The sequence below is a fragment of the Micromonospora sp. NPDC049529 genome (assembly GCF_055586685.1).
The window spans coordinates 199,117-222,108 of the sequence record NZ_JBVJHT010000002.1 but is presented as its reverse complement, the minus strand read 5'-3'; the positions used below and the strand labels follow the sequence as shown (position 1 = coordinate 222,108).

The 22,992-nt window shown below is 70.7% G+C and carries 26 protein-coding genes; 10 read left to right on the top strand and 16 right to left on the bottom strand.

Going from position 1 to position 22,992, the window contains the following annotated elements; translation table 11 throughout:
• Positions 1-64 precede the first annotated feature (64 nt).
• On the bottom strand, positions 65-757 hold the full coding sequence (locus ACZ6QQ_RS03780) for an HAD family hydrolase (RefSeq protein WP_465874085.1): 693 nt from the start codon (positions 755-757) through the stop codon (positions 65-67).
• Positions 758-854: 97 nt separating this feature from the next.
• Here ACZ6QQ_RS03780 and ACZ6QQ_RS03775 point away from each other — a divergent pair, with 97 nt between their 5' ends.
• On the top strand, positions 855-1,376 hold the full coding sequence (locus ACZ6QQ_RS03775; protein WP_465874083.1) for a GNAT family N-acetyltransferase: 522 nt from the start codon (positions 855-857) through the stop codon (positions 1,374-1,376).
• 3 nt (positions 1,377-1,379) lie between these two features.
• Here the strand turns inward: ACZ6QQ_RS03775 and ACZ6QQ_RS03770 are convergent, their stop codons facing one another.
• The 4 genes from ACZ6QQ_RS03770 to ACZ6QQ_RS03755 all read right to left on the bottom strand — a co-directional run bounded on the left by ACZ6QQ_RS03770 (position 1,380) and on the right by ACZ6QQ_RS03755 (position 4,799).
• Positions 1,380-1,565, bottom strand: a complete 186-nt coding sequence (locus ACZ6QQ_RS03770) for a hypothetical protein (protein WP_465874081.1) — start codon at positions 1,563-1,565, stop codon at positions 1,380-1,382.
• A gap of 725 nt (positions 1,566-2,290) precedes the next feature.
• A complete protein-coding gene (locus tag ACZ6QQ_RS03765) occupies positions 2,291-2,488 on the bottom strand; it encodes a DUF397 domain-containing protein (protein ID WP_465874079.1) in 198 nt (65 codons plus the stop codon).
• Positions 2,485-3,315 (bottom strand): helix-turn-helix domain-containing protein, encoded by an 831-nt coding sequence (locus tag ACZ6QQ_RS03760; RefSeq protein WP_465874077.1) that lies wholly within the window; start codon positions 3,313-3,315, stop codon positions 2,485-2,487. Before ACZ6QQ_RS03760 ends, ACZ6QQ_RS03765 begins: the two co-directional genes overlap by 4 nt.
• A gap of 212 nt (positions 3,316-3,527) precedes the next feature.
• Entirely contained in the window at positions 3,528-4,799 is a 1,272-nt protein-coding gene (locus ACZ6QQ_RS03755) for an MFS transporter (RefSeq protein WP_465874076.1), read from the bottom strand.
• A 69-nt stretch (positions 4,800-4,868) separates the two neighbouring features.
• On the opposite strand from ACZ6QQ_RS03755, the gene ACZ6QQ_RS03750 reads away from it, so the two are divergent.
• From ACZ6QQ_RS03750 to ACZ6QQ_RS03740, 3 genes are all read left to right on the top strand, one after another.
• Complete coding sequence (locus ACZ6QQ_RS03750) at positions 4,869-5,435, top strand: MarR family winged helix-turn-helix transcriptional regulator (protein WP_465874075.1); 567 nt, start codon at positions 4,869-4,871, stop codon at positions 5,433-5,435.
• Positions 5,425-6,024, top strand: coding sequence for a YdeI/OmpD-associated family protein (locus tag ACZ6QQ_RS03745; RefSeq protein WP_465874073.1), 600 nt, complete (start codon positions 5,425-5,427; stop codon positions 6,022-6,024). The genes ACZ6QQ_RS03750 and ACZ6QQ_RS03745 overlap by 11 nt, the downstream gene beginning before the upstream one ends.
• 244 nt (positions 6,025-6,268) lie before the next feature.
• Entirely contained in the window at positions 6,269-6,736 is a 468-nt protein-coding gene (locus tag ACZ6QQ_RS03740; protein ID WP_465874071.1) for a hypothetical protein, read from the top strand.
• Positions 6,737-6,799: 63 nt separating this feature from the next.
• Here ACZ6QQ_RS03740 and ACZ6QQ_RS03735 read toward each other — a convergent pair whose 3' ends face one another.
• The 6 genes from ACZ6QQ_RS03735 to rsgA form a co-directional block, all read right to left on the bottom strand.
• Positions 6,800-7,771 carry a helix-turn-helix domain-containing protein gene (locus ACZ6QQ_RS03735; protein WP_465874070.1) on the bottom strand — a complete coding sequence of 324 codons (972 nt, stop codon included), beginning with the start codon at positions 7,769-7,771 and terminating at the stop codon, positions 6,800-6,802.
• 208 nt (positions 7,772-7,979) lie between these two features.
• Complete coding sequence (gene uvrC, locus ACZ6QQ_RS03730; RefSeq protein ID WP_465874069.1) at positions 7,980-9,920, bottom strand: excinuclease ABC subunit UvrC; 1,941 nt, start codon at positions 9,918-9,920, stop codon at positions 7,980-7,982.
• A 64-nt stretch (positions 9,921-9,984) separates the two neighbouring features.
• A complete protein-coding gene (locus ACZ6QQ_RS03725) occupies positions 9,985-10,728 on the bottom strand; it encodes an MBL fold metallo-hydrolase (RefSeq protein ID WP_465874067.1) in 744 nt (247 codons plus the stop codon).
• Between the two features lie 92 nt (positions 10,729-10,820).
• Positions 10,821-11,276 carry a Rieske (2Fe-2S) protein gene (locus tag ACZ6QQ_RS03720; RefSeq protein ID WP_465874065.1) on the bottom strand — a complete coding sequence of 152 codons (456 nt, stop codon included), beginning with the start codon at positions 11,274-11,276 and terminating at the stop codon, positions 10,821-10,823.
• A gap of 101 nt (positions 11,277-11,377) precedes the next feature.
• Complete coding sequence (gene uvrA / locus ACZ6QQ_RS03715) at positions 11,378-14,419, bottom strand: excinuclease ABC subunit UvrA (protein WP_465874063.1); 3,042 nt, start codon at positions 14,417-14,419, stop codon at positions 11,378-11,380.
• Between the two features lie 240 nt (positions 14,420-14,659).
• On the bottom strand, positions 14,660-15,712 hold the full coding sequence (gene rsgA, locus ACZ6QQ_RS03710; protein ID WP_465874061.1) for a ribosome small subunit-dependent GTPase A: 1,053 nt from the start codon (positions 15,710-15,712) through the stop codon (positions 14,660-14,662).
• Between the two features lie 196 nt (positions 15,713-15,908).
• Here rsgA and ACZ6QQ_RS03705 point away from each other — a divergent pair, with 196 nt between their 5' ends.
• Both ACZ6QQ_RS03705 and ACZ6QQ_RS03700 read left to right on the top strand, forming a co-directional pair.
• Entirely contained in the window at positions 15,909-16,625 is a 717-nt protein-coding gene (locus tag ACZ6QQ_RS03705) for a maleylpyruvate isomerase family mycothiol-dependent enzyme (RefSeq protein WP_465874060.1), read from the top strand.
• 9 nt (positions 16,626-16,634) lie between these two features.
• Positions 16,635-17,285, top strand: a complete 651-nt coding sequence (locus ACZ6QQ_RS03700) for an MBL fold metallo-hydrolase (protein ID WP_465874059.1) — start codon at positions 16,635-16,637, stop codon at positions 17,283-17,285.
• Between the two features lie 21 nt (positions 17,286-17,306).
• Here the strand turns inward: ACZ6QQ_RS03700 and ACZ6QQ_RS03695 are convergent, their stop codons facing one another.
• The 3 genes from ACZ6QQ_RS03695 to ACZ6QQ_RS03685 all read right to left on the bottom strand — a co-directional run bounded on the left by ACZ6QQ_RS03695 (position 17,307) and on the right by ACZ6QQ_RS03685 (position 18,094).
• Positions 17,307-17,621: a type II toxin-antitoxin system PemK/MazF family toxin gene (locus ACZ6QQ_RS03695; protein ID WP_465874058.1), complete on the bottom strand. Its 315-nt coding sequence runs from the start codon at positions 17,619-17,621 to the stop codon at positions 17,307-17,309.
• Positions 17,618-17,869 (bottom strand): hypothetical protein, encoded by a 252-nt coding sequence (locus tag ACZ6QQ_RS03690; protein ID WP_465874057.1) that lies wholly within the window; start codon positions 17,867-17,869, stop codon positions 17,618-17,620. The genes ACZ6QQ_RS03695 and ACZ6QQ_RS03690 overlap by 4 nt, the downstream gene beginning before the upstream one ends.
• Positions 17,870-17,938: 69 nt before the next feature.
• Complete coding sequence (locus tag ACZ6QQ_RS03685; protein ID WP_465874056.1) at positions 17,939-18,094, bottom strand: hypothetical protein; 156 nt, start codon at positions 18,092-18,094, stop codon at positions 17,939-17,941.
• A gap of 63 nt (positions 18,095-18,157) precedes the next feature.
• Between ACZ6QQ_RS03685 and ACZ6QQ_RS03680 the strand changes: the two genes are divergently transcribed.
• Complete coding sequence (locus ACZ6QQ_RS03680; protein ID WP_465874054.1) at positions 18,158-18,811, top strand: hypothetical protein; 654 nt, start codon at positions 18,158-18,160, stop codon at positions 18,809-18,811.
• On the opposite strand, the gene ACZ6QQ_RS03675 is transcribed toward ACZ6QQ_RS03680, so the two are convergent.
• Positions 18,777-19,466: a class I SAM-dependent methyltransferase gene (locus tag ACZ6QQ_RS03675; RefSeq protein ID WP_465874052.1), complete on the bottom strand. Its 690-nt coding sequence runs from the start codon at positions 19,464-19,466 to the stop codon at positions 18,777-18,779. The genes ACZ6QQ_RS03680 and ACZ6QQ_RS03675 overlap by 35 nt on opposite strands.
• A gap of 151 nt (positions 19,467-19,617) precedes the next feature.
• Between ACZ6QQ_RS03675 and ACZ6QQ_RS03670 the strand changes: the two genes are divergently transcribed.
• Positions 19,618-19,821 (top strand): cold-shock protein, encoded by a 204-nt coding sequence (locus ACZ6QQ_RS03670; protein ID WP_121155518.1) that lies wholly within the window; start codon positions 19,618-19,620, stop codon positions 19,819-19,821.
• Here the strand turns inward: ACZ6QQ_RS03670 and ACZ6QQ_RS03665 are convergent.
• Positions 19,742-20,413 carry a DedA family protein gene (locus tag ACZ6QQ_RS03665; protein ID WP_465874051.1) on the bottom strand — a complete coding sequence of 224 codons (672 nt, stop codon included), beginning with the start codon at positions 20,411-20,413 and terminating at the stop codon, positions 19,742-19,744. The two genes, ACZ6QQ_RS03670 and ACZ6QQ_RS03665, sit on opposite strands and share 80 nt — an antisense overlap.
• 189 nt (positions 20,414-20,602) lie before the next feature.
• Between ACZ6QQ_RS03665 and ACZ6QQ_RS03660 the strand changes: the two genes are divergently transcribed.
• Together ACZ6QQ_RS03660 and ACZ6QQ_RS03655 are read left to right on the top strand one after the other, a co-directional pair.
• Positions 20,603-21,709: an NAD(P)/FAD-dependent oxidoreductase gene (locus tag ACZ6QQ_RS03660; protein ID WP_465874048.1), complete on the top strand. Its 1,107-nt coding sequence runs from the start codon at positions 20,603-20,605 to the stop codon at positions 21,707-21,709.
• Between the two features lie 235 nt (positions 21,710-21,944).
• Positions 21,945-22,970: an NAD-dependent epimerase/dehydratase family protein gene (locus ACZ6QQ_RS03655; protein WP_465874046.1), complete on the top strand. Its 1,026-nt coding sequence runs from the start codon at positions 21,945-21,947 to the stop codon at positions 22,968-22,970.
• Positions 22,971-22,992: the final 22 nt, after the last annotated feature.

The window sequence follows — 22,992 nt, the reverse complement described above, 5'->3', positions numbered from 1 at the left end:
GGCTGCCAGGTAACGCCGATGACCCCCACGGATCCGACTCCCCCGGGTCGCCGACGCGAACCCGTCAGAGCGACGACAGCAGGCCGGCGAGGTCGCGCAGGGACGTGATCCGGGACGGGTCGTCGGCCGGGCCCCGGTCGTGGCGGTCCAGGTGGATCGCCCGCAGGCCGGCGACCCGGGCCGGCTCGACGTCGAGGTCGTGGCGATCGCCGACGTTCACCACCGCCGCCGGCGGCAGCCCCCACCGCTCGCAGGCGGCGAGGTACGCGGCGACCGAGGGCTTGGCCGCGCCCAGGTCCTCGGCGGCGTACACGGGTCCCACCCGCCCGAGAAGCCCGACCCTGGCGAGCTTGGCGGTCTGTTGCTCGGTTGTCCCGTTGGTGAGCACCGCCGTCCGCAGACCCGCTCGACCGATGGCGTCGAGCGCCTCCTCGACGTCGTCGTAGGCCCGCCAGGATCTCTCGTACCAGTACAGGTAACCGTCGAAGATCCGGTCCAGGTGCTCGTCGTCACCGAAGGGCACACCGACGGCCGGCAGGAAGTCCCGCAACCGGCGCCGCCGCTGCTCCTGGAAGCTGATTCGTCGTTCGCGCCAGCCGACCAGGTGGCGCTCCTGCGCCGTGGCCCAGACGTCCCGGACCTCGGCGGTTGCCGGCACGCCGATCGTGGGCAACCACGCGTCGAGTGCGTCCGTGACGGCGCTCTCGTGGTCGACGAGCGTCCCGTCGAGGTCCAGCAGCACACCGCGCAGTTCCACGGCGGACCACCCTATGCGACCGTCGGCCGGCGCGGGTCGAGACGGACGACGATTTCACCGTCGACATCGGGCTCCGCCGATTTGAGATCATCCTCGAATGATCACCACGCGCCTCCTTCAGCTCGACGACGCGCCGGTCCTGGCCGAACTCGCACGGGTCAACCGTGACTTCCTCGCCCCGTGGGAGCCGATCCGGGACGAGGACTACTTCACGGTCGAGGGCCAGCGCGCCGCCATCGAGACCGTGCTCGAACAGCACCAGCGCGGCGCCGCGCTGCCGCACGTGATCCTCGACTCGGGACGCGTCGTCGGTCGGATCACCCTGAACACGATCGTCCGGGGCCCGTTCCAGTCGTGCAGCCTCGGCTACTGGGTGAACGCCGCCGACAACGGTCGGGGTGTCGGGAGCACCGCCGTACGCACCATCATCGGGGTGGCGTTCGAGGAGTTGGGGCTGCACCGGATCGAGGCGTCCGTCCTGCTGCACAACGCCGCTTCGCAGCGGGTGCTGGAGCGCGCCGGATTCGTCCGCTTCGGCGTCGCCCCGAACTACCTCAACATCGCCGGCCGGTGGCAGGACCACGCGATCTACCAGTTGATCGCCCCCTCCCCCGCCTGAAGATCAGGACGGGCGGATCTTTGGTAACTGCTCGTCCGGCGGCCCTGTGCACGGGCAGTCACAACGCCAGTCCCGCTCGATCCGGTACGGACCGCCGTCGCCCGCATCGATGCATCGATGCTCCGGGTCACCTCGATCCAAGGCTTTGCGGCAGCGGAAGCAGATGTCGGGTCCGGTGTAGATGTTCACGGCCGCTCCTCGTAGCGGTTCGGCCGGTTGGCTGCCTGACGGTGCGTCTTGACGTTGCTGATCGCCCAGCTCAGAAGGTCGCACCCGTCGTGCCGACACTGCTTGCAGGTCCCACTGGCCCGATCCGGGTTGGCGATCTCCCTGTGCTGGGCGATTGCCCGTTTGGATGCCCAGAGCACGAGTGAGGACTCCGGATCGCGACCGGCAGCAACCCATCGCCCTGCCCCGGCGGCTCGATAACGCGGAATGATCCTCGCCGTCGCGCTTCGTGGGTGGGCCGTCATCCTTGCAACTCCCCGGCGCAAACCAGCCGTTCCCAGGCGAACCGAAAGTCGGCGCAGCGCGTGCGACCGCAGATCGGACAGGCTCGGGTGGTGGGGTCATCTGTGTGCAGGACAAGCATTTCCCGGTAGTACGTCAGTAGCCGATCGGACAGGCTCAGGGGTTCGTCGGCAAATGGACCGGACATCACCACCTCCGTCCGTGTGACGAGCACTCGGGGCAGCCAAGCGTCGCGCCGCAGGTCGGGCACCACCTTCGCGACACCCTGAAGGTGAAGAAGCCTGAGACGAAGCCGACGGCCAGGACAGCCGGAACGAGATAGATCACGATACACCTCCTCGCACATGAACAGAATTCGCACATGTGCGAGTTGGCACACAAGAGTCTGGACACGCAAAGGGCCGGGCGCTACGCGCCCGGCCTCGGATGGTGGTCGGCCTAGTTCAGAGCAGACCCAGCCGGAGGTCATCGAGGAACGCCACCCAGGCATTTCGACCGACGAGGAGAACTGTTCCCGGATCCTTCGAGTCGCGGATGCCGACCAGATGACCCTCCACCGTGTGTCCGACCTCGACACAGTCACCCTGGTTGCCGCTGCGACTGCTCTTGTGCCAGTTGGTCAGTTCCATAGGTTTACTCACTCTCGCGCGATCCTGCGGATGAGCGTAGACGAGGCGGCCTCATCCAACGCCGATGCGCTGACCCGGCCGAGCATGACGACGTACCGAGCGACATCCTCCGGGTCGCCGAGTTGGACATCGCTGGTCTCGGTCTCCGTCACGACGAGATCCGGCTCGTCCGGATCGGCGAAGCGGTAGAGCGTGAACGACGTCAACGGACGCGAGAGGTACGGCGTGTCGGCGTCGAACGGCAGCACTCGGATACTGACGTTGGGCTGCTCGTTCATCGTCACCAGATGCTCAAGCTGCCCGCGAAGCACCACGGGGTCGGCCGTCCGCCGGCGCAGGACACCCTCGTCCAACACGGCCTGATACCGCACCGGATTCTCACCGGTCAGCACCTCCTGACGACGGGTCCGCCCCTTGATTGCCGCCTCGACATCGAACTCCGCCGTAGCCTCGCGATCCGCGAAGCGGGTACGCGCGTAGCCGGGCGTCTGTAGCAGGCCGGGCAGGTAGACAAGACCGAATTGCTGGATCGACAGCGCGGATGCCTCCAGTTCCGCGAAAGCTGCCTGCCGTTGCGGCATCTCCGCGTACGCCCGCCACCACCCGCGTTGGTTGGCCTGCCGGGCGAGAGCGACAAGTCGGCGCTCCTGCTCCGGGCTCACCCCGAGCACATCCAGCAGATCCATCACCTCTCCGACGTCCGCCCGGACCTTGGCGTTCTCCAGGCGCGACAGTTTGGTGTGACTCCAGCCCAGTTCGGCGGCAAGCTGTTGGAGGCGGTACCCCTTCGACTCGCGGAGTTCGCGCAGTTCCTCGCCGAGACGCTTGCGCCGGAACATCGGAGAGTGACCAGGTGGCATGGCAAGAGAGTAACGAGCAGCAACCCGTTGCCGTGGATCCGAGCCGGCCGGCCAGGTGGATCTCGATCAGTGGCGTGCTCGGACGGCGACGACGTCGTCGGCTCCTACATACCCAGCGGCGTACATACGTCGAATCTGATGTACGGCTTCGACGTATGTACGCCCCGGAGCCGGCACCGATCAGCGGTTGATCAGGGACGGTTTACCGCAAGCGGTCGTTGGTCCGGCAGGTGTTCCGGGTCGTTGTCCGACGGGCCGGGCGTACCGGCGGCGCCTGCGGTGCCGATTCGGCGTACGCCGGGGACGGCGGCGGTGCCGAGGCAGCCGAGCGCGACGATGATCCCGGCCGCCACCAGGGGCGTCTGCGCCGACCAGAGGCTGGCGGCGAGCGGGGCGAGGGCGTAGCCGACCGGCATCGCGGCGAGCGAGAGCAGCCAGTCGTAGGAGGTGACCCGGGCCAGGGCGTGCGGCGGTATCTCGGTCTGGACCACGGTCTCCCAGACCGGGTTGAGGAAGCCGAGCGCGGCCAGCGCGAGCCCGTACGACACGATCACGGCCGGGGCGGGTGCGGCGACCGCCAGCAGAATCAGCGGGAGGGCGTAGGTCGCCAGACCGAGGTTCGCCACCAGGATCGGCCGGCGCAGCCGGGCCCGTCCGGCGAGCAGTGAGCCGAGCAGCAGCCCGACCGCTCCCGCCTCCAGCATCAGCACCCAGACGCCCTCGCCGCCGAGTTGGTCGACCGCCACGGCGGGACCGAGGGTGACCAGGACGGCCGCGCCACCGTTCCAGGCCGCGTGGGCGAGCAGGCTGGTCCAGTACCAGTCGTGGGACCGTACCTCGGTCCAGCCCTCGACCAGGTCGGCAAGGAGTGACCGGCGTTCGACCGGGGTGCGGCGTACCCGGATGATCGCCAGCAACGCGGCGCTGGCGACGAACGTCGCACCGTCGAGGATGAACGCCCAGCCCGGTCCGGCGGTCCAGATCAGCAGTCCGGCGAGCGCCGGCCCGCCGAGTCGGGTGGCGCTGGACGCGACCCCCATCAGGGCGTTGGCCTGTTGCCGGGCGGGTCCCTCGACGGTGCCGGCGACCAGCGGCGACGCGGTCGGCACGGCGAACGCGGAGGCGATGCCGCCGATCGCCGAGGCGGCGGCGATGTGGGTCAGGGTCGGGTCGGCGCCGAGCAGTTCGAGGCCGACGAGGAGTTGGGCGGCGCCCCGGACGAGGTCGGTGACGAGGGCGACCCGGCGGGCGTCGAACCGGTCGGCGACCACGCCGCCGAGCGGGAGGAGCAGCAGCTTGGGGACCAGGGCGCAGCCGAGGACGAGGGCCAGCGCCGAGGTCGAGCCGGTGACCCGGAGTACGGCGAGCGCGAGCGCGGCGGGCACCACGGCGTCGCCGAGCGCGGAGAGCGTACGGCCGACGAAGAGCAGCCGGAAGGCACGGAGCCGGAGCGGATGGTTCACGGCCGAAAACTTAATTCGATGTCGAATCTTTCGCCACCGAATAATTCGATAGTGACGTAGAGTACGTCCGTGGAGCAGCGCGACTGGACCGACGACCACGTGGACCGATGGCTTCCGGTCCTGCCCGGTCTCGACCCCGACGTCGAGGGCGTGGTCACCCGCGCCACCCGGCTGGCCCGGCACCTGCGCCGGGTCAAGGAGCGCTACCTGGTCGACTTCGACTTCCAACGGCACGAGTTCGACACCCTGCACGTGCTCGCCGGGCGGCGGGGCCGGGCCACCCCGTCCGAACTCGCCGCCGACCTGGAGATGGCCCCACCGTCGGTGACCGCCCGCCTCGACGCGCTGGAACGGCGCGGTTTTGTCCGCCGGATCCCGTCGGCGACCGACCGCCGCCGGGTCGACATCCAGCTCACCGAGGAGGGCCACGCCGCCTGGCTCGGCGCGATGGATGTGCTCGGCCACGAGGACCACCGGCTGCTCGACGCCCTCGACCCGGACGAACGCCGGACCCTGGCCGACCTGCTCCGCCGGGTCATGCTGGTCGCCGAACGACCCCCGGCGACACCACGCCCCGACCAGTCCGGCACCGCAGCCGGCGACCACCCCCACGAAGGAGCCGACCGTGAGCCCTGAGCAGCCCGAACTGACCGTCGCCGACCAGGACGAATGGCGCAGGTGGCTCGACGCGCACCACGGCGACTCGGACGGGGTGTGGCTGCTGCTGGCCAAGCAGGGCAGCACCGACCCCACCAGCCTCACCTACGCCCAGGCGGTGGAGGAGGCGCTCTGCCACGGCTGGATCGACAGCCAGGCCCGCCGCCGCGACGAGACCACGTACCACCAGCGGTTCACGCCGCGCCGGTCGGCGAGCCCCTGGTCGGCCCGGAACGTCACCCTCGTCACCGACCTGATCGCGGCCGGCCGGATGCGCCCCGCCGGACACGCCGAGATCGAACGGGCCAAGGCCGACGGTCGGTGGGACGCCGCGTACGCCGGACCGGCGACGGCCGAGGTCCCGGCCGACCTGGCCGCCGCGCTGGACGCGGAGCCCCGGGCGCGGGCGATGTTCGACATCCTGACCAAGCAGAACCGCTTCGCCGTGATCTACCGGGTCGGCAGCGCCAAGCGGGCCGAGACGCGGACCCGCCGGATCGCCCAGTTCGTCGAGATGCTCGCCCGGGGCGAGACGGTCTACCCGCAGAAACGCCGCCTCGAAGACTGAGCCGACCGGCGGCCGGGCGTATCGGATCTGGCCGGCGATCTCCGTGGATTCTGCACGAGGACCGACGGCATGTACGACCGCCAAGTTGTAGACGCATTGACAAGAGACTGTGGACCCGCTGTCAACGACATTCTTCCAACGCTTCGGCATCGTTGAATCGAGCCGGTCGTAATCGGAAATCCTCCCAATCGGCCGGCCGACGCCCGGCAACAGCGCCGGGTCACGATCCAGGAAGGAAAGTGGCATGATCCAACCAGTGCACCGACTCGCGAGACGATTTCTCGCCGGCACAACCCTCGTCGCCATCGCACTGGCGGCAACCCTCACCATGACCACCGCTCCGGCAGCCGCGCACAGCAAACTCAACCCTCAGCCGAGTTGCGGCACCGGCGAACTCCCGCACTTCGACGAAATCGGTGAGCAGGTCTCCGTGTTCGTCTACTACAGCAGCGCCAGTGGCGGAACCAATTGTGCGTGGGTACAGAAGAACGTCAACCGAAACACCGCGCAACCGCTCGGCATCGCACTCTACCGGTGCGCCACGGGCAACCCGAACGCCGCTTGCAACCCCACGGCGGTCGACACCGATTCCGGCAATTTCCAGTACTTCGCCGGCGCGGTCCGGGTCACCGGCACGGCCGGGAAGTGCATCATGATCCAGGTCGTCTACCGGGATCTGGGAGCGGAGATCGGGCCGGTCTACTGTAGCTAGCCAGCGCGCCGGGCGGGTGTGCCGGAGGCATTCGCCCAGTCCGGCTGCCGAACTCGCGACCCGTCAGAGGCGCAGTGCCCGATGCCGGTAGTCCCTCGGCGAAAGACCGTAGGCGTCACGGAAGGCGCGGCTGAACGTCGCCTGGTCGATGAACCCCCAGCGCGCCGCGACCTGATGGATGGGAGCGGCGCGCTGGGTGGGATCGGCCAGGTCCGTGCGGACCCGTTTCATGCGCTGGTGGCGGATCCACGCCGAGACCGTGAGCTGCTCCTGCTGAAAGAGTCGGTGCAGGTAGCTGGTCGAGATGTGGTGCGCGGCGGCAACCGCTCCCGGAGTGAGGTGGGGATCGTGCAGATGATGCTGGATATAGGTCTGAATACGCAGGGTGAGGGTTCGTTGCCGGGACTCCGCCGGGAGACTGCTCTCCGCGTCGAGTACGTTGGCGAACAGCGCCGACACGAGATCGGTCAGAACCGTCTCCAAGCGTGCGCCATCAGCGGGGCGATAGGAGGCGGCGGTGCTGGTCAGCCCGGAGAGGAATCCGGTCAGCAGGTTGCCGATGCCGTCGCGTCCGGGCAGACACCGCCCCATCATCTGGTCGACCCTTCTCCTGGGAAACGGCAGCAACGCCTTGGGGATCTCGACCCCCACGCCACGGTGCAGGCTGGGCCAGTCGTCGGTGCGGACCTGATGAGGCTGCGAGGAGTCGAGAACCAAAAGATCGTGCGGTCCACAGGCCGTCTCCCGGTCGTCCCAACTGACCGTCAACCTGCCGCGCACGGGCAGCGAAAAGTGGATCACCTCGGGGTCCGACTGACGAATCAGTTTCGGCGTGCGCCGGAAGATCACTGGTTGGAAGGCCGTCGGCCAAACGTACGCCACGCCGAGTGTCAGCATGCGCTGGTACGCGAGAAAATTGGCGGCGTGCTCGCTGCTCATCTCAGTCGGCGCGTGTGTCCGCCCGATGCGGTCACGCCAGGAATCAAACCTGTCCGCGACAGGAAGATCCTCACTCTGAAACACGCTCTCGATCATCCATGCCACCCCGTCGCATCGGTCGGATCGCTTCCCTACCAGTGTTCGACCGACCCGACATGAACACAACCAGATGTCTCCGATTTGTCGCTATCAATGCCATCGCTCCGCTTTCCCGTGTCCGGCAAGGGTTTGGCGCCGGACAGGACGGATTTCACAGCGACCGCATCCGTTGACGGTGGATCTCGCAGAGATGCCGGGGCGCGACTCAGGTCGGTGGGGCCGACGGCGGGACCGGGTTCAGCGCCGCGATGATCGCCTCGGCGGTACGGCGCCCGATGCCGGGCACCTCCACGATCTCGTCCACCCCGGCGGCGGCGAGCCGCTTGACCGAGCCGAAGTGCCGCAGCAGCGCCTTGCGGCGCACCTCGCCGAGACCGGGGACGGTGTCCAGGCCGGAGACGGTCATCCGCTTCGAGCGCCGCTCGCGGTGGAACGCGATGGCGAACCGGTGCGCCTCGTCGCGTACGCGTTGGAGCAGGTAGAGGCCCTCCGAGGTGCGCGGCAGGATGACCGGGAACTCGTCGTCGGGCAGCCACACCTCCTCCAGCCGCTTGGCCAGGCCGCAGAGCGCGATGTCGTCGATGCCCAGCTCGGCCAGGGCCGCCGAGGCCGCCGCCACCTGTGGCTGCCCGCCGTCGACCACCACCAACTGCGGCGGGTACGCGAACCTGCGCGGCCGCCCGGTGGTCGGGTCGATGCCGGGGCGGTCCGGGTCGATGGTGCTCTCCTCGCCCAGCTCCCCGGTCTCCGCCCTGGTCTCCAGGTAGCGGGCGAACCGTCGGCGCAGCACCTCGGACATGGCGGAGAGGTCGTCGGTGGCGCCGCGCACGATGAACCTGCGGTACTCGCTCTTGCGGGGCAGCCCGTCCTCGAAGACGACCATGCTGGCGACCACGTCGGTGCCCTGGATCTGGGAGATGTCGTAACACTCGATCCGCAGCGGTGACGTACGCAGCCCGAGCGACTCGGTGATCTCGTCCAGGGCCTTACTCCGGGTGGTCAGGTCGCCGGAGCGGCGCAACTTGTGCCGGGTCAACGCCTCACCGGCGTTGCGCCCGACCGTCTCCAGCAGCGACCGCTTGTCGCCGCGTTGCGGCACCCGCAGGCTGACCCGGCTCCCCCGCTTGTCCGACAGCCAGTCGGCGAGCGCGTCGGCGTCCGGCGGCAGCGCCGGCACCAGCAGCTCGCGGGGCACGTCGGACTCGCCCTGCTCGCCGCCGTAGACCTGGGTGCAGAAGTGGTGCACCAGGTCGCCGGTGGTCAGGTCCTCGACCTTCTCCACCACCCAGCCGCGCTGGCCGCGCACCCGGCCGTCGCGGACGTGGAAGACCTGGACCGCGGCTTCGAGCGGGTCCTCGGCGAACGCGACCACGTCGGCGTCGGTGCCGTCGCCGAGCACCACGGTCTGCTTCTCCATCGCCCGGCGCAGCGCGGCGACGTCGTCGCGCAGCCGTGCGGCCAGCTCGAACTCCAGTTTCTCGCTGGCGTCGAGCATCTCCCGTTCGAGGCGGCGGACCATGGTGTCGGTCCTGCCGGCCATGAAGTCGCAGAAGTTGTCGACGATCTGCCGGTGCTCGTCGGCGGAGACCCGGTCGACGCAGGGCGCGGAGCACTTGCCGATGTCGCCGAGCAGGCACGGCCGGCCGATCTGGCCGGCCCGTTTGAACACCCCGGAGGAGCAGGTCCGCGACGGGAAGACGCGCAACAGCAGGTCCAGCGTCTCGCGGATCGCCCAGGCGTGCGAGTACGGACCGAAGTAGCGCACCCCCTTGCGCTTGGCGCCCCGCATCACCTGCAACCTCGGGTACTCCTCGTCCAGCGTCACCGCCAGGTACGGGTACGACTTGTCGTCCCGGTAGCGGACGTTGAACCGGGGGTCGTACTGCTTGATCCAGGAGTATTCGAGCTGGAGCGCCTCGACCTCGGTGCCGACGGTGACCCAGTCGACCGAGGCGGCGGTGGTGACCATCTGCTGGGTGCGCTGGTGCAGGTTCCAGGTGTCGCCGAAGTAGGAGTTGAGCCGGCTGCGCAGGCTCTTCGCCTTGCCGACGTAGATCACCCGGCCGGTCGGGTCACGGAAGCGGTAAACCCCCGGAGCCTCCGGGATCGTGCCCGGCGCGGGTCGGTAGGTCGAGGGGTCAGCCACGCCAGCAAGCCTAGTCCGCACCCCTGTCATTCCCGGCCGAGCCCGTCGGGGGCCGGGGCGGGGCTCAGCCGAGGTCCACGGTCAGGCCGGGGATCGCGGCGGCCACCTCCCCGGCGTACGCGTCGGCCGCCGCGACCTGCGCGGCGGTCCGGTCGGTGCCCGGCCAGAAGTGGGTCAGCAGCAGCATCCCGACGCCGGCCTCGGCGGCCCACCGGCCGGCCTGGCGAGCGCTGGTCAGATCGTTCGCCGAGTCCGCCGGCACCTCGTCGACGTGACTCGCCTCGGCCACCAGCAGGTCCGCGTCCCGGGCCAGTTCCACCACCGCCGGGCTCGGCCCGGTGTCACCGGTGTACGCGAGCACCCGCCCACCGGCGCTCAGCCGCACCCCGGCGTTCGGCACGAAGTGCGGCAGCAACCGGGTCCGCGCCTCGAACGGGCCGATCCGCAGCCGGTCACCGGCGGTGAACTCGTGCAGGACGTACGCGTCGTCGAGCATGCCGGGCCGGTCTAGGGCGAGCACCGGGTCCAGGGCGCCGGGCAGCGCGTACACGGGCAGGGGTGGGGGTTTCTCGGCCCGCAGGTGTCGCGCCCGCAGCAGCGGGTTCAGGTCGGCGCAGTGGTCCGGGTGGCCGTGACTGACGAAGACCGCGTCGACCTGTTCGGCGCCGATCCGGTCCAGCAGCCGGGGCAGGGTGGCGTAGCCGAGGTCGAGCAGGAGTCGGAAGCCGTCCTGTTCGACGAGGAAGCCGCTGCACGCCTGCCCCGCCTCCGGCCAGGCACCGCAGGCGCCGAGAACGGTCAGCCGCATGGCCGCATCGTAGGCCGGAATGTCGCACTGCCCGGTGACAGAGCCGGATCCGGGCCCGGCGCGGTGTGCTCCGCGCCGGGCCGGCCCGTGGATCAGGCGAGGGTGATGTTCTCGCCGTCGACCTTGACGTCCTTGGCCGGCAGCGGCCGGGTGGCCGGTCCGTTCTTCACCGAACCGTCGGTGATCGAGAACTTGCTGTTGTGGCAGGTGCAGTTGATCGTGCCGCCGTCGACGTTGGTCACCGGGCAGTTCTGGTGGGTGCAGATCGCGCTGAACGCCTTGAACTCGCCCTGGGTCGGCTGGGTCACCACGACGTCCTTGGCCGCGAAGATCAACCCGCCGCCGACCGGCACGTCGGCGGTCTTGGCCAGGACGTCGGTCCCGGTGTTGGACCCACCCTCCTCGCCTTCGGCCGGCGGTGCCGCCGGCCCGGTGGAGTTGTCGGTGCCGCAGGCGGCGAGTACCACGGTCGCGCCGACGGCGCCCGCACCCAACAGCAGGGCGCGGCGGGTCTGCACCTGACCGGTCACGATCTGGTCGTCACTCATGCCTAGCCTTTCCTCTCGACTGTGGCGGCCGCGCCGGACTGGTACCACGGCCACGACTGTAGACACGCAGGGTCGCCGGCAATGGTTCAGTTGGGCATGATTCAGACTGCGGAGGCGGCCCGCCGCCCCCGAGCCGTCGGCGTACCGGTCTTGGTGGCGGTGGTCTTGCCGGTCTTAGCCGCCGTCTTGGCCGCAGTGGCAGTCGCGGCCTTCGGCTTCGCGGCGGCACCGTTGGCCTTCTCCGCCCGCGCGGTCGCCGCCTGGGAGCCCTTCGGCGCGCCCTTGAGCCCGAGCACCGGGCGCAGGAACTGGCCGGTGTGGCTCGTCGCCACCTCGGCCAACTCCTCGGGGGAGCCGGCGGCGAGCACCAGGCCGCCCCGGTGGCCGCCCTCCGGGCCCATGTCGATCAACCAGTCGGCGGTCTTGATCACGTCCAGGTTGTGTTCGATCACGATCACCGTGTTGCCCTTGTCGACCAGTTCCTCCAGCACCCCGAGCAGCTTGCGGATGTCCTCGAAGTGTAGGCCGGTGGTCGGTTCGTCGAGCACGTAGACGGTCCGGCCGGTGGAGCGTTTCTGCAGCTCGGAGGCGAGCTTGACGCGCTGCGCCTCGCCGCCGGACAGGGTCGGCGCCGACTGGCCCAGCCGTACGTAACCGAGGCCGACGTCGACCAGCGTCTTCAGGTGCCGGTGGATCGCCGGGATGGCCGAGAAGAAGTCGGCCGCCTCCTCGATCGGCATCTGCAGGATGTCGGCGACGGTACGCCCCTTGTAGTGCACCTCCAGGGTCTCCCGGTTGTACCGGGCCCCCTTGCAGACCTCGCACGGCACGTACACGTCGGGCAGGAAGTTCATCTCGATCTTGATCGTGCCGTCGCCACTGCACGCCTCGCAGCGCCCGCCCTTGACGTTGAACGAGAACCGGCCCGGACCGTAGCCGCGCACCTTCGCCTCGGTGGTCTCGGCGAACAGCTTGCGGACGTGGTCCCAGACCCCGGTGTACGTCGCCGGGTTCGACCGGGGCGTACGACCGATCGGCGACTGGTCCACCCCGACGACCTTGTCCACGTGCTCCAGGCCGGAGACCCGGGTGTGCCGACCCGGCACCAGCCGGGCGCCGTTGATCTGGTTCGCCAGGACCGCGTACAGGATGTCGTTGACCAGGGTCGACTTGCCCGAACCACTGACCCCGGTGACGGCGGTGAGCTGGCCGAGCGGGAACGGCACGGTCAGGTTGCGCAGGTTGTGCTCACGGGCACCGTGTACGACCAGTTCCCGCCCCGGTGTCTGCGGCCGGCGCTGCTTCGGGGTGGGGATCTTGCGCCGACCGGAGAGGTAGGCGCCGGTGATCGACTCGGGGTTGTCGAACAGGTCCTTCACCGACCCGCTGTGCACGATCCGGCCGCCGTGCTCGCCCGCCCCCGGACCGATGTCGACGATCCAGTCGGCGACCCGGATGGTGTCCTCGTCGTGCTCGACCACGATCAGGGTGTTGCCGAGCTTCTTCAGCCGGACCAGGGTCTCGATCAGCCGGTGGTTGTCCCGCTGGTGCAGGCCGATCGACGGCTCGTCCAGCACGTAGAGGACGCCGACCAGGCCGGAGCCGATCTGGGTGGCCAGCCGGATGCGCTGCGCCTCGCCGCCGGAGAGGGTGCCGGCCGGACGGTCCAGGGAGAGGTAGTCCAGCCCGACGTCGACCAGGAAGCGCAGCCGGGCGTTGATCTCCTTGAGCACCCGCTCGGCGATCATCTTCTGCCGGTCGGTCAACGTCAGTACGGCCAGCAGCTCGGCGCACTCCCCCACCGACAGGGCGCAGATCTCGGCGATGCTCCGCCCGCCCAGGGTGACCGCGAGCACCTCCGGCTTCAGCCGGGCGCCCCCGCAGGCGGCACAGGGCACGTCGCGCATGTAGCCCTCGTACTTGTCCCGCGACCACTCCGACTCGGTGTCGGTGTGCCGGCGCTCGATCCACTGCACCACACCCTCGAAGCCGGTGTAGTAGGAGCGCTCGCGGCCGTACTTGTTGCGGTAGCGCACGTGCACCTGGTCACCGGTGCCGTGCAGGATCGTCTTCTGCGCCCGCGAGGGCAGCTTGCGCCACGGGGTGTCGAGGTCGAAGTGCTCCGACTCGCCCAGCGCCTCCAGCAGGTGCAGGAAGTATTCGAGGGTCTGGCCGGAGGACCAGGGCTGGATCGCGCCCTCGCGCAGGGTCCGCTCCGGGTCCGGCACGACCAGTTCCGGGTCGACCTCCTTCTTGGTGCCCAGGCCGGTGCACTCGGGGCAGGCGCCGTACGGGGCGTTGAAGGAGAAGACCCTCGGCTCCAGGTCCTCGATGGCCAGGGGGTGGTCGTTGGGACAGGCGAGGTGCTCGGAGTAGCGCCGCTCCCGGTCCGGGTCGTCCTCGGCCAGGTCGACGAAGTCGAGCAGGACCAGCCCGCCGGAGAGGCCGAGCGCGGACTCCACCGAGTCGGTCAGCCGCTGCTTGGCCGAGGACTTGACGGTGAGCCGGTCGACCACCACCTCGATGGTGTGCTTTTCCTGCTTCTTCAGCTTGGTCGCCGGTGCCTCGCCGATGAACTCGGTGAGCGGGTAGACGGTGCCGTCGACCCGGGCCCGCGCGTACCCCTTGCCCTGGAGTTCGGCGAACAGGTCGAGGTATTCGCCCTTGCGGCCGCGGATCACCGGGGCGAGCACCATGAACCGGGTGCCCTCCTTCATCGCCAGCACCCGGTCGACGATCTGCTGCGGGCTCTGCTTGGAGATCCGTTCGCCGCAGACCGGGCAGTGCGGCTCGCCGACGCGGGCGTAGAGCAGGCGCAGGTAGTCGTAGACCTCGGTGATCGTGCCGACGGTCGAGCGGGGGTTGCGCGAGGTGGACTTCTGGTCGATCGACACCGCCGGGCTGAGCCCCTCGATGAAGTCGACGTCCGGTTTGTCCATCTGACCGAGGAACTGCCGAGCGTACGACGACAGCGACTCCACGTAGCGCCGCTGGCCCTCGGCGAAGATCGTGTCAAAGGCCAGGCTCGACTTACCCGAGCCGGAGAGCCCGGTGAAGACGATCATTGCGTCCCGTGGCAGGTCGAGACTGACGTCACGCAGGTTGTGCTCGCGCGCGCCGCGGATGATCATGCGGTCGGCCACTGTCCGTGTACTCCCGGGAGAAGAAAGCGAGAACCTGTCCGCGCGGACAAGCTACTGCGATGTGAAAAGTTCTACGGTTATGTCGAGCTTCTGGGGTTCTGCCCAGTTTCGATGATCTTGCCACCGATGGTCACTGGTCGTGCAGACGCCAAGAATGCGCCTCGGCAACTTTAGCCCCGGGGTACGACACTTTCTCCCGACCACACATCCGGCCTGCTCAGCGCGGCGGCCCGCCCCTCACTACGGCCGGATCCTCCGCTCCGACCGGCCGCGCCGCCGCGTGCCCCGCGCCTGCGCCGCCAGCCGGGCATCCCGGCGCCGGGTCTCGAACGCCACCTCGCGTTGCAACTTGCACCAGCTCTCCCAGCGGCGCGGGGTGAGTTCGCCGTCCTCCAGCGCCGCCCGGACCGCGCAGCCGGGCTCCACCCGGTGCGCACAGTCGTCGAACCGGCAGGCCGCCGCCAACTCCGCGACGTCGGCGAAGGCGTGGTCCAGGCCACCGGCCGCGTCGAGCAGCCCCACCGCCCGGATGCCCGGGGTGTCCAGCACCGCTCCCCCGCCGGGAATCGGGATCAACGCCCGGTGGGTGGTGGTGTGTCGGCCCTTGCCGTCCACCCCCCGGATCCCCTGGGTGACCATCACGGTCGCCCCCGCGAGCGCGTTGACCAGCGTCGACTTGCCCGCACCGGACGGGCCGAGCAGCGCCAGCGTACGGCCGTGGGCGACCCGGGGCCGCAGCTGCGCCAGCCCGGCACCGGTCTGCGCGCTCACCGCCAGCACCCGTACGCCGGGCGCCACCTCGGCCACCTGGGCGGCCACCGCCGCCGGATCGGGCACCAGGTCGCACTTGGTCAGCACCACCAGCGGCTCGGCACCGGACGCCCAGGCCAGGGCGAGCATCCGTTCGATCCGCGCCATGTCCGGGGTCGGGTGCATCGGCTCGACCACCGCGGCGGCGTCGAGGTTGGCCGCCAGCACCTGACCGGTGGCCGCCCTGCCGGCGGTCCGGCGCACGATCGCCGTACGCCGGGGCAGCACCGCCTCGACGGTGACCCGGTCGTCCGGCCAGACCCGGACCAGCACCCAGTCCCCGGCGCACGGCAACCGGGACGGATCGGCGGCGGCACGGGCGAGCACCGCCCCGGCCAGACTGGCCCGGTACGCCCCGTCGGCGCAGAGTACGGCGCACACCCCACGGTCCACCCGGACCACCCGGCCCGGCCGCAGGTCATGCCTGGAGTACGCGCGCTCCTGCGCGGCGTCCCAGCCCAGGGACGCGAGATCGAACCTCATGTCAGCCCTTGTCAGAAGTGGTGAACCGGGATGCGGAAGACGCGCACGACGACCGGCATGGCCCCCACCTCCCTCCGACTCCCGGGTGACGCGTTCAACTCGAACGGTAAGGGCTGCCGGCGATCCAACGAAAGCCATTTCCGGGTACGGCCCCGCCGATGGCCACCGGCGGGGCCGGGACGGCTAGGGTCGAAACGTGACCGTTGACCCTCTGGTTCTGATCGCCGAGGTGGACCGCGCCACGGAGCGGCTGCTCCGGACCGCCGGCACGCTCGACCGAACCACCCTGGCCGAACCGTCGCGACTGCCCGGCTGGAGCCGCGGGCACGTGCTGACCCACCTCGCCCGCGGCGGCGACGCGCTGGTGAACCTGCTCACCGCCGCCCGTACCGGCCGGAACATCCCGCCGTACGCGAGCGCGGCGGCCCGCGACGCCGACATCGAGGCGGGCGCCGGCCGGCCGATCGAGGAGCACCTGGACGACGTACGCGCCGGCGCCAAGCGGTTCACCGAGGCGTGTGCGGCGATGCCCGTGGACGCCTGGGCGGCGGTGGTGAAGTCGCACCGGGGCGACCGGGTGGCGGCGGTGCTGGTCTGGACCCGGCTGCGCGAGATCGAGGTGCACCACGTCGACCTCGCCGCCGGCTACGAGCCGATCGACTGGCCCGAGGGGTTCGCCCAGCGGCTGCTGAACGAGGCGGCCGGCGACCTGGCCACCCGGGACGACGTACCGCCGCTGACGCTTGCGCCGACCGACGCCGGCCGCACCCTGACCCTCGGCCCGGCCGGGGCCGGACCCACCGTCACCGGCCCGGCGCACCTGCTCGCCGGCTGGTTGATCGGCCGGTCGACCGGTGCCGGGCTCACCGTCACCCCGACCGGCCACCTGCCCACCCCACCGGACTGGATGTAGAGGTACGAGATGAGTTACCGCGGAGATGTCTCGCCCGGGGGCGCACCCGACGTACGGGAGCTGGACGACCTCACCATCACCAAGGTGTCGGTCGGGCCGATGGAGAACAACGCCTACCTGGTCCGCTGCCGCTCCACCGGCGACCAGGTGTTGATCGACGCGGCCAACGAGGCGCCCCGGCTGCTGGAACTGGCCGGCGAGACCGGGCTCAGCCACGTGATCACCACCCACCGGCACATGGACCACTGGGTGGCGCTGGAGGAGGTGGTCGCGGCCACCGGCGCGATCAGCCTGGCCCACACCGCCGACGCCGAGGGCCTGCCGATCGACTCGGAGACGCTGGTCGACGGCGACACCGTACGGGTCGGCGGCTGCGCGCTGGAGGTGATCCACCTGGTCGGGCACACCCCGGGCTCGATCGCCCTGCTCTACAGCGACCCGGCCGGCATCCCGCACCTGTTCACCGGCGACAGCCTGTTTCCCGGTGGCCCGGGAAAAACCACCGATCCGGCCCACTTCGACAGCATCATGAACGACCTGGAGACCAAGATCTTCGGTCGGCTGCCGGACGAGACCTGGTTCTACCCCGGACACGGGCGGGACTCCACCCTCGGCGCGGAACGTCCCGCGCTCGGCGAGTGGCGGGCCCGCGGCTGGTAGTCCGACGCGGCATGTCCCGGGTCAGAGTTCGAAGAGGTCCTTCAACGCCTCGACGATCCGGGACATGCTCGCCCCGGTGGCCATGCCGACCCGCTCAACCCCGGCGACGGCCGGCACCCGGCGCATCCGGTTGACCACCACCACCCCGGTCATCGGGTCGGTCTCGGCCAGCGGTACGACGAACGGCGGCAACTCCGCCGAGCCGCGCTGGCGGACGATCGGCGCACAGTACGGCGACGCGCTCGGCCGGTCGTTGTGCGCGTCACCGGAGAGCACGATCACCCGGTAACGCACCTGGCTGGGATCGCCGACGGTCCAGATCTCACCGCGGTTCACGCCGCCTCGGCCAGGTCATTCCAGCCCGTTTCGAGGTTGTCGGCGAGCCGGTCGAACCCGTCGAGCTCGTCGCGTACGTCCGGGTTGGCGGCCAGCCACTCGTCCTGCCGGCGGGCGGCGTCGCGCATCGCCTCCCGGCGGGCGGCCCGGTCGATCCACGCGGACAGGGACATCCCCTCCTGGCCGGCGGCGGCCCGCGCCCGGGCCAGTGTGTCCGGGTTCAGACTCAACGTGACCTTGTCTGCCATACGAAGCACCATACTCGTGGTGGTATCGCCGGTGGTACGTCTCATCGGACGAGCGTACGGCCGCGCGTGTCACCGATCCGGCCCCGGCACCGCCGACCGGCGCAGGTACGCGGCCACGGCGGCCGGCACCAGGTGCTCCCACCGCTGCCCGGTACGGATCGCCTGCCGGATGGCGGTGCCCGAGGTGAGCCGCTGCGCGTGGGTCCGCCGCCAGAGGATCTCCACCCGGTACCCGAGACCGGCGTCCGCATTTGGGCAGCCCGGCTGACCAGGGGCTACCCTCGCCGGGTGACATGGCTGGACATCATCGGTTGGCTCGGCTCCGCAGTGCTGGTCTGGTCCCTGTTGCAGACCCGGGTGCTGCGGCTGCGCGCGCTGAACCTGGTCGGCTCCCTGGTGCTGATCGGCTACAACGCCGCCCTGGCGGTCTGGCCGGGGGTCGGGCTGAACGTGGTGATCGCCGCGATCAACATCTGGTACCTGCGCCGGATGCTCGCCACCCGGCACGACGAACGGGCCTACCAGGTCGTCGAGGTCGGCACCGGGGACGGCTTCCTGGCCCACACGCTGCGCGTGCACGGCGCCGACATCGCCCGGTTCAACCCGGGCTTCGAGTGGCACGGCACCGAACCGGACCGGACGGCCTTCCTGGTCGTACGCGCCGACGAGGTGGTCGGGGTGGTGCTGGTCGACGGCCGGGACCCCGAGGTGGCCCGGATCGTGCTGGACTACGTGACCCCGAGGTTCCGGGACTTCACCCCGGGCGAGTTCGTCTACCGGCGCAGCCGGCTCTTCACCGACCGGGGCTTCCGCCGGGTGGTCAGCCCGCCGGGCATGGTGGCGCCGTACTACGACCGGCTCGGCTTCCGGCGCGACGGCGACTCGTGGGTTCTCGACCTGCCCCCGGTCAGCTCAGCAGCTGGAGCACGTCCATCCGACTGATCTCCGCGTCCTCGACCGAGTCGCTGGCCGAACCGTGGTAGCTGGCCAGCACCCGGAACCGGTCCGCCGGCAGGTAGACCCGCCCGGGGTCGCCGACCAGCACCCGGGCACCCCGCGCGGCGGCCCGCTCCAGGAACGGCAGCATCCGGTCGGCCAGCACCCGACGGTAGAAGACGTCACCGGCCAGGACCAGGTCCGCATCGATTCCGTCGCCGTCGAGCAGGTCCCCGTCGGCCTGGCGCACCTGCACCCCGTTGGCCCGCGCGTTCATCCCGATCACGGCCAGCGCGTACGGGTCGATGTCGTTCGCGGTCACCGTCGCCGCCCCGGCCAGCCCGGCGGCGATCGCGGCCAACCCGGAGCCGGCCGCCAGGTCGAGTACGCGCAGACCGGTGACCGCCTCGGGATGGTCCAGCACGTAACGGGCGAGTGCCTGCCCGCCCGGCCACGCCGACGCCCAGTACGGCGGCGCCAGCACCGCCCCGGCCTCGGCCTCCATCCTGGCCCACCAGACGATCGCGTCCTGGGCCAGATGCAGGCGTACCTCGGGGACGAACGGCACCTCGACGAGCCGGAGCCGGTCCAGTCCGCCGGCATCCGTCGCGGAGATCTTGCGTTCGAGATCGGCTAGCGGGCCCGCCGTCCGTCTCGTCACCGGTCCAGCATGCCGTAGACCGGCCCTTCGGGCCCCCGATATCGACTACCTGTCGCCTAGCCGCGACTTCGCGCCGCATCAACCGGGTCGGAACGCTAGTGTCGGTGAGGTGTGGGACGACCACCGTCGCACACCCGTTAAGGAGATTTGGATGGCAACCGGCACCGTGAAGTGGTTCAACTCAGAAAAGGGCTTCGGCTTCATCGAGCAGGACGGCGGAGGACCGGACGTCTTCGTCCACTACTCCGCCATCGACAGCCAGGGCTACCGGGAGCTCAACGAGGGCCAGCAGGTCGAGTTCGAGGTGACCCAGGGGCAGAAGGGTCCGCAGGCAGCGAATGTCCGGCCGCGCTGAGCCAACGGCGGCGGGCACCGTACAGCACGACCCAGCCGACGGTCAGGCCGATTCCGACCGTGGCGAGCATCGTGAAGGACTCTCCGGGCAACAGTCCACCGAGTGAGTTCGCCGCCGTGCCCAGCAGCACGTACAGCCCGGCCCAGAGGGCGGCACCGAGTGCCGCGCAGGCGACGAAGCGTCGGTAGGACATCCGTAGGCCACCGGCGGCCAGTGGCAGCAACGCGTTGAACACCGGCAGGAACGGAGCCACCATCACCATCCGGCCGCCACCGCGGTGCAGGATGCCCTCGGCGGCGGCCCACCGTGCCTCGCCGATCCAGGAACCGATCCGACCTCGCCGGATCCGGTCGCCGAAGAGCCGACCGGCGAGGAAGCTCAACGACCAGCCGACCACGCAGCCGGCAATCACGCTGAGGTAGGCACCGGCGGGTCCGCCCGGTCGGCCGGTGCCCACCACGGCGAGCACCGCGATGTCGCCGGGCACCAGCACGCCCACCAACGGGATGGCGTCGAGCAACATGATCACGCCGAGCCCCGTCAGGTAGAGCGCTCCCGGAAGTTCACCGAGTTGCGCCAACCAGTCCGCCATGCTCACACCCCCGTTGCGCCATGGCTTCACCGTAGATTGGTCCGCCAACAGAAACCTCCGGGGCGAACCCCTCGATCACACCCGGAAATCCCTGATCCCACTCAGGGTGGTCCCCGATTTCCCGATCACACCCGAAACTGTCTCAGCATTGATTGCCGTCTCCGCCTTGACCGGCTACGGTCAGCGGCCGTGGACGCTGACTTCCTCATCATCGGCGGTGGGATAGCCGGCGCCAGCGCGGGCTATCACCTGGCCGCGTACGGTCGGGTGATCCTGCTGGAGATGGAGCCGGTCGCCGGCTACCACGCGACCGGCCGCTCGGCCGCTCTCTTCTCCGAGTACTACGGCGGCCCGGTGGTGCGGGCGCTGACCTCGGCCAGCCGGTCCTTCCTGGACGATCCGCCGCCGGGTTTCGGCACCGCCCCGCTGCTCACCCCGCGCGGGGTGCTGGCGCTCTGCCCAGCCGGCGAGGACGCGAGCTTCGACGCGGCACTGGCCGACGAACTCGCCGCGCCGATCCCGGCCCGGGAGATCGACCTGGCCGAGGTGCCGTCGTACTGCCCGGTCGTCCGCCCCGGCCGCTACCACCGGGCGATGCTCCGCCCGGCGCAGGACATCGACGTGGACGCGCTGCACCAGGGCTTTCTGCGGGGCATCCGGGCCGGCGGTGGTCGGGTGGTGCGGTCGGCCCGGGTCCGGGGGCTGGTTCCGGTGGTCGGCGGCTGGCGGGCGGAGACGGACACCGGCCGGTTCACCGGCGGGCAGGTGGTCAACGCCGCGGGCGCCTGGGCCGACGAGGTGGCCGAGCTGGCCGGGGTACGTCCGGTCGGCCTGACCCCGTTGCGCCGGACGGCGTTCCTGGTGGACCTGCCGGACGGGGTCAGCGCCCAGCGGTGGCCGATGGTCTCGGACGTGGCGGAGACGTTCTACTTCAAACCGGAGGCGGGGCGGTTGCTGATCTCGCCGGCCGACGCCACCCCGACCCCGCCCGGCGACGTCCGCCCCGACGACCTCGACGTCGCGGTCGGGGCGGCCCGGGTGGAGGAGGCGACCACCCTGCGCATCCGCCGGGTGCACCACGCCTGGGCCGGGTTGCGCACGGCGGCGGCCGACGACGTGCCGGTGGTCGGCCGGTCCGCGGACGCGGAGGGTTTTCTCTGGCTGGCCGGGTTGAGCGGGTACGGCATGCAGGTCGCGCCGAGCCTCGGCCGCCTGCTCGCGTCGCTGGCCACCGGTGCCGCCGCGCCCGCTCCGGGCATCGACCCGACACACGTCGCCCCCGGCCGCTTCCACTGACTCGGGCATCCTCCCGACCCGTCACCCCGGCCGCTTGCACTGATCCGGTACGCGGCGACCGGGGCGACGTCGCGGACGCCGGGCCGGGGCAGGGGCCCGACCGACGAGCCGGGGTGCTCGCGGACAGCGGCGCGACGACCGCCGGCGGCATCGTCGCACCCGGTTGAGCTGTCGGCGTATTCGCCGTCGGCAGAAGGGGCGCCGACCGGCCCGAGGGGGCGTTTAGCGTGGGCGCATGGACAGGACTGCGTTGGTGATCGGGGCGACCGGCCAGGTCGGCCGGGCGACCGTGCGTGCCTTGGTGCGCGACGGCTGGCAGGTGCGGGCCGGGTCCCGGGGCGGCCGGGGCGGGCCACTGTGGCCGCTGGACTGGTTCGTGCACCCGGTGCCGCTCGACCGGGAGAACGACGACGAGTTGGCCGAGGCGGTCGGCGACGGGTGCGATCTGGTCGTCGACACGGTCGCCTACGACGCCCGGCACGCCCGGCAACTGATCGGGCTGGCCGACCGGATCGGCTCGGCGGTGGTGGTCTCCAGCGCCGCCGTCTACCTCGACGACCGGGGGCTGGGGTTCGGTGCCGACGGGGTGTCGTTCCCCGTACCGATCGCCGAGACCCAGCCCACCACCGCCGCCGGCACCGGCGACTACGCGGCCGGGAAGGCCGCCCTGGAGCGGGAACTGCTCGCCGCCGGGGCACTGCTGCCCACCACGCTGTTGCGGGCCGGCGCCATCCACGGCCCGCACACCGTGCATCCGCGCGAGTGGCACTTCGTCAAGCGGGCCCTGGACGGCCGGCCGGCGCGGGTGCTCGCGTACGGCGGGGAGAGCCGGTTCCACCCGGTCTCGACGGCCAACCTGGCCGAGTTGGTCCGGCTGGCCGCCGCCGAGCCGGGCGCCCGGGTGCTCAACGCCGCCGATCCGGAGGCGCCGACCGTACGGGAGATCGGCGCGGCCATCCACTCCGTGCTCGACCACTCGGCCGACGAGGTGCTGATCCACGGGCCCTCGCCGGCACCGCCGGTGGGCGAGACGCCCTGGTCGACGGCGAATCCGGTGGTGTTGGACATGAGCGTGGCCCAGCGGCAGCTCGGCTACCGCCCGGTCACCGACTATCTCGGGGCGCTGCCGGAGACGGTGAGCTGGCTGGTGGACGCCGCCCGGGGCCGGGACTGGCGGACGGTGTTCACCGACCTGACGAAGTACCGGACCGACTACTTCGACTACGCCGCCGAGGACGCCTGGCTGGCCCGGCACCGCTGACCGGCGGGCCGCGCGCTGCCCG

Excerpts from the sequence above, each read along its gene's own strand:
- ACZ6QQ_RS03775 (WP_465874083.1), top strand. The coding sequence starts at position 855 with ATGATCACCACGCGCCTCCTTCAGCTCGACGACGCGCCGGTCCTGGCC.
- ACZ6QQ_RS03760 (WP_465874077.1), bottom strand. The coding sequence starts at position 3,315 with ATGTTCCGGCGCAAGCGTCTCGGCGAGGAACTGCGCGAACTCCGCGAG.
- ACZ6QQ_RS03740 (WP_465874071.1), top strand. The coding sequence starts at position 6,269 with ATGATCCAACCAGTGCACCGACTCGCGAGACGATTTCTCGCCGGCACA.
- ACZ6QQ_RS03735 (WP_465874070.1), bottom strand. The coding sequence starts at position 7,771 with ATGATCGAGAGCGTGTTTCAGAGTGAGGATCTTCCTGTCGCGGACAGG.
- ACZ6QQ_RS03725 (WP_465874067.1), bottom strand. The coding sequence starts at position 10,728 with ATGCGGCTGACCGTTCTCGGCGCCTGCGGTGCCTGGCCGGAGGCGGGG.
- ACZ6QQ_RS03720 (WP_465874065.1), bottom strand. The coding sequence starts at position 11,276 with ATGAGTGACGACCAGATCGTGACCGGTCAGGTGCAGACCCGCCGCGCC.
- rsgA (WP_465874061.1), bottom strand. The coding sequence starts at position 15,712 with ATGAGGTTCGATCTCGCGTCCCTGGGCTGGGACGCCGCGCAGGAGCGC.
- ACZ6QQ_RS03700 (WP_465874059.1), top strand. The coding sequence starts at position 16,635 with ATGAGTTACCGCGGAGATGTCTCGCCCGGGGGCGCACCCGACGTACGG.
- ACZ6QQ_RS03690 (WP_465874057.1), bottom strand. The coding sequence starts at position 17,869 with ATGGCAGACAAGGTCACGTTGAGTCTGAACCCGGACACACTGGCCCGG.
- ACZ6QQ_RS03670 (WP_121155518.1), top strand. The coding sequence starts at position 19,618 with ATGGCAACCGGCACCGTGAAGTGGTTCAACTCAGAAAAGGGCTTCGGC.
- ACZ6QQ_RS03665 (WP_465874051.1), bottom strand. The coding sequence starts at position 20,413 with ATGGCGGACTGGTTGGCGCAACTCGGTGAACTTCCGGGAGCGCTCTAC.
- ACZ6QQ_RS03655 (WP_465874046.1), top strand. The coding sequence starts at position 21,945 with ATGGACAGGACTGCGTTGGTGATCGGGGCGACCGGCCAGGTCGGCCGG.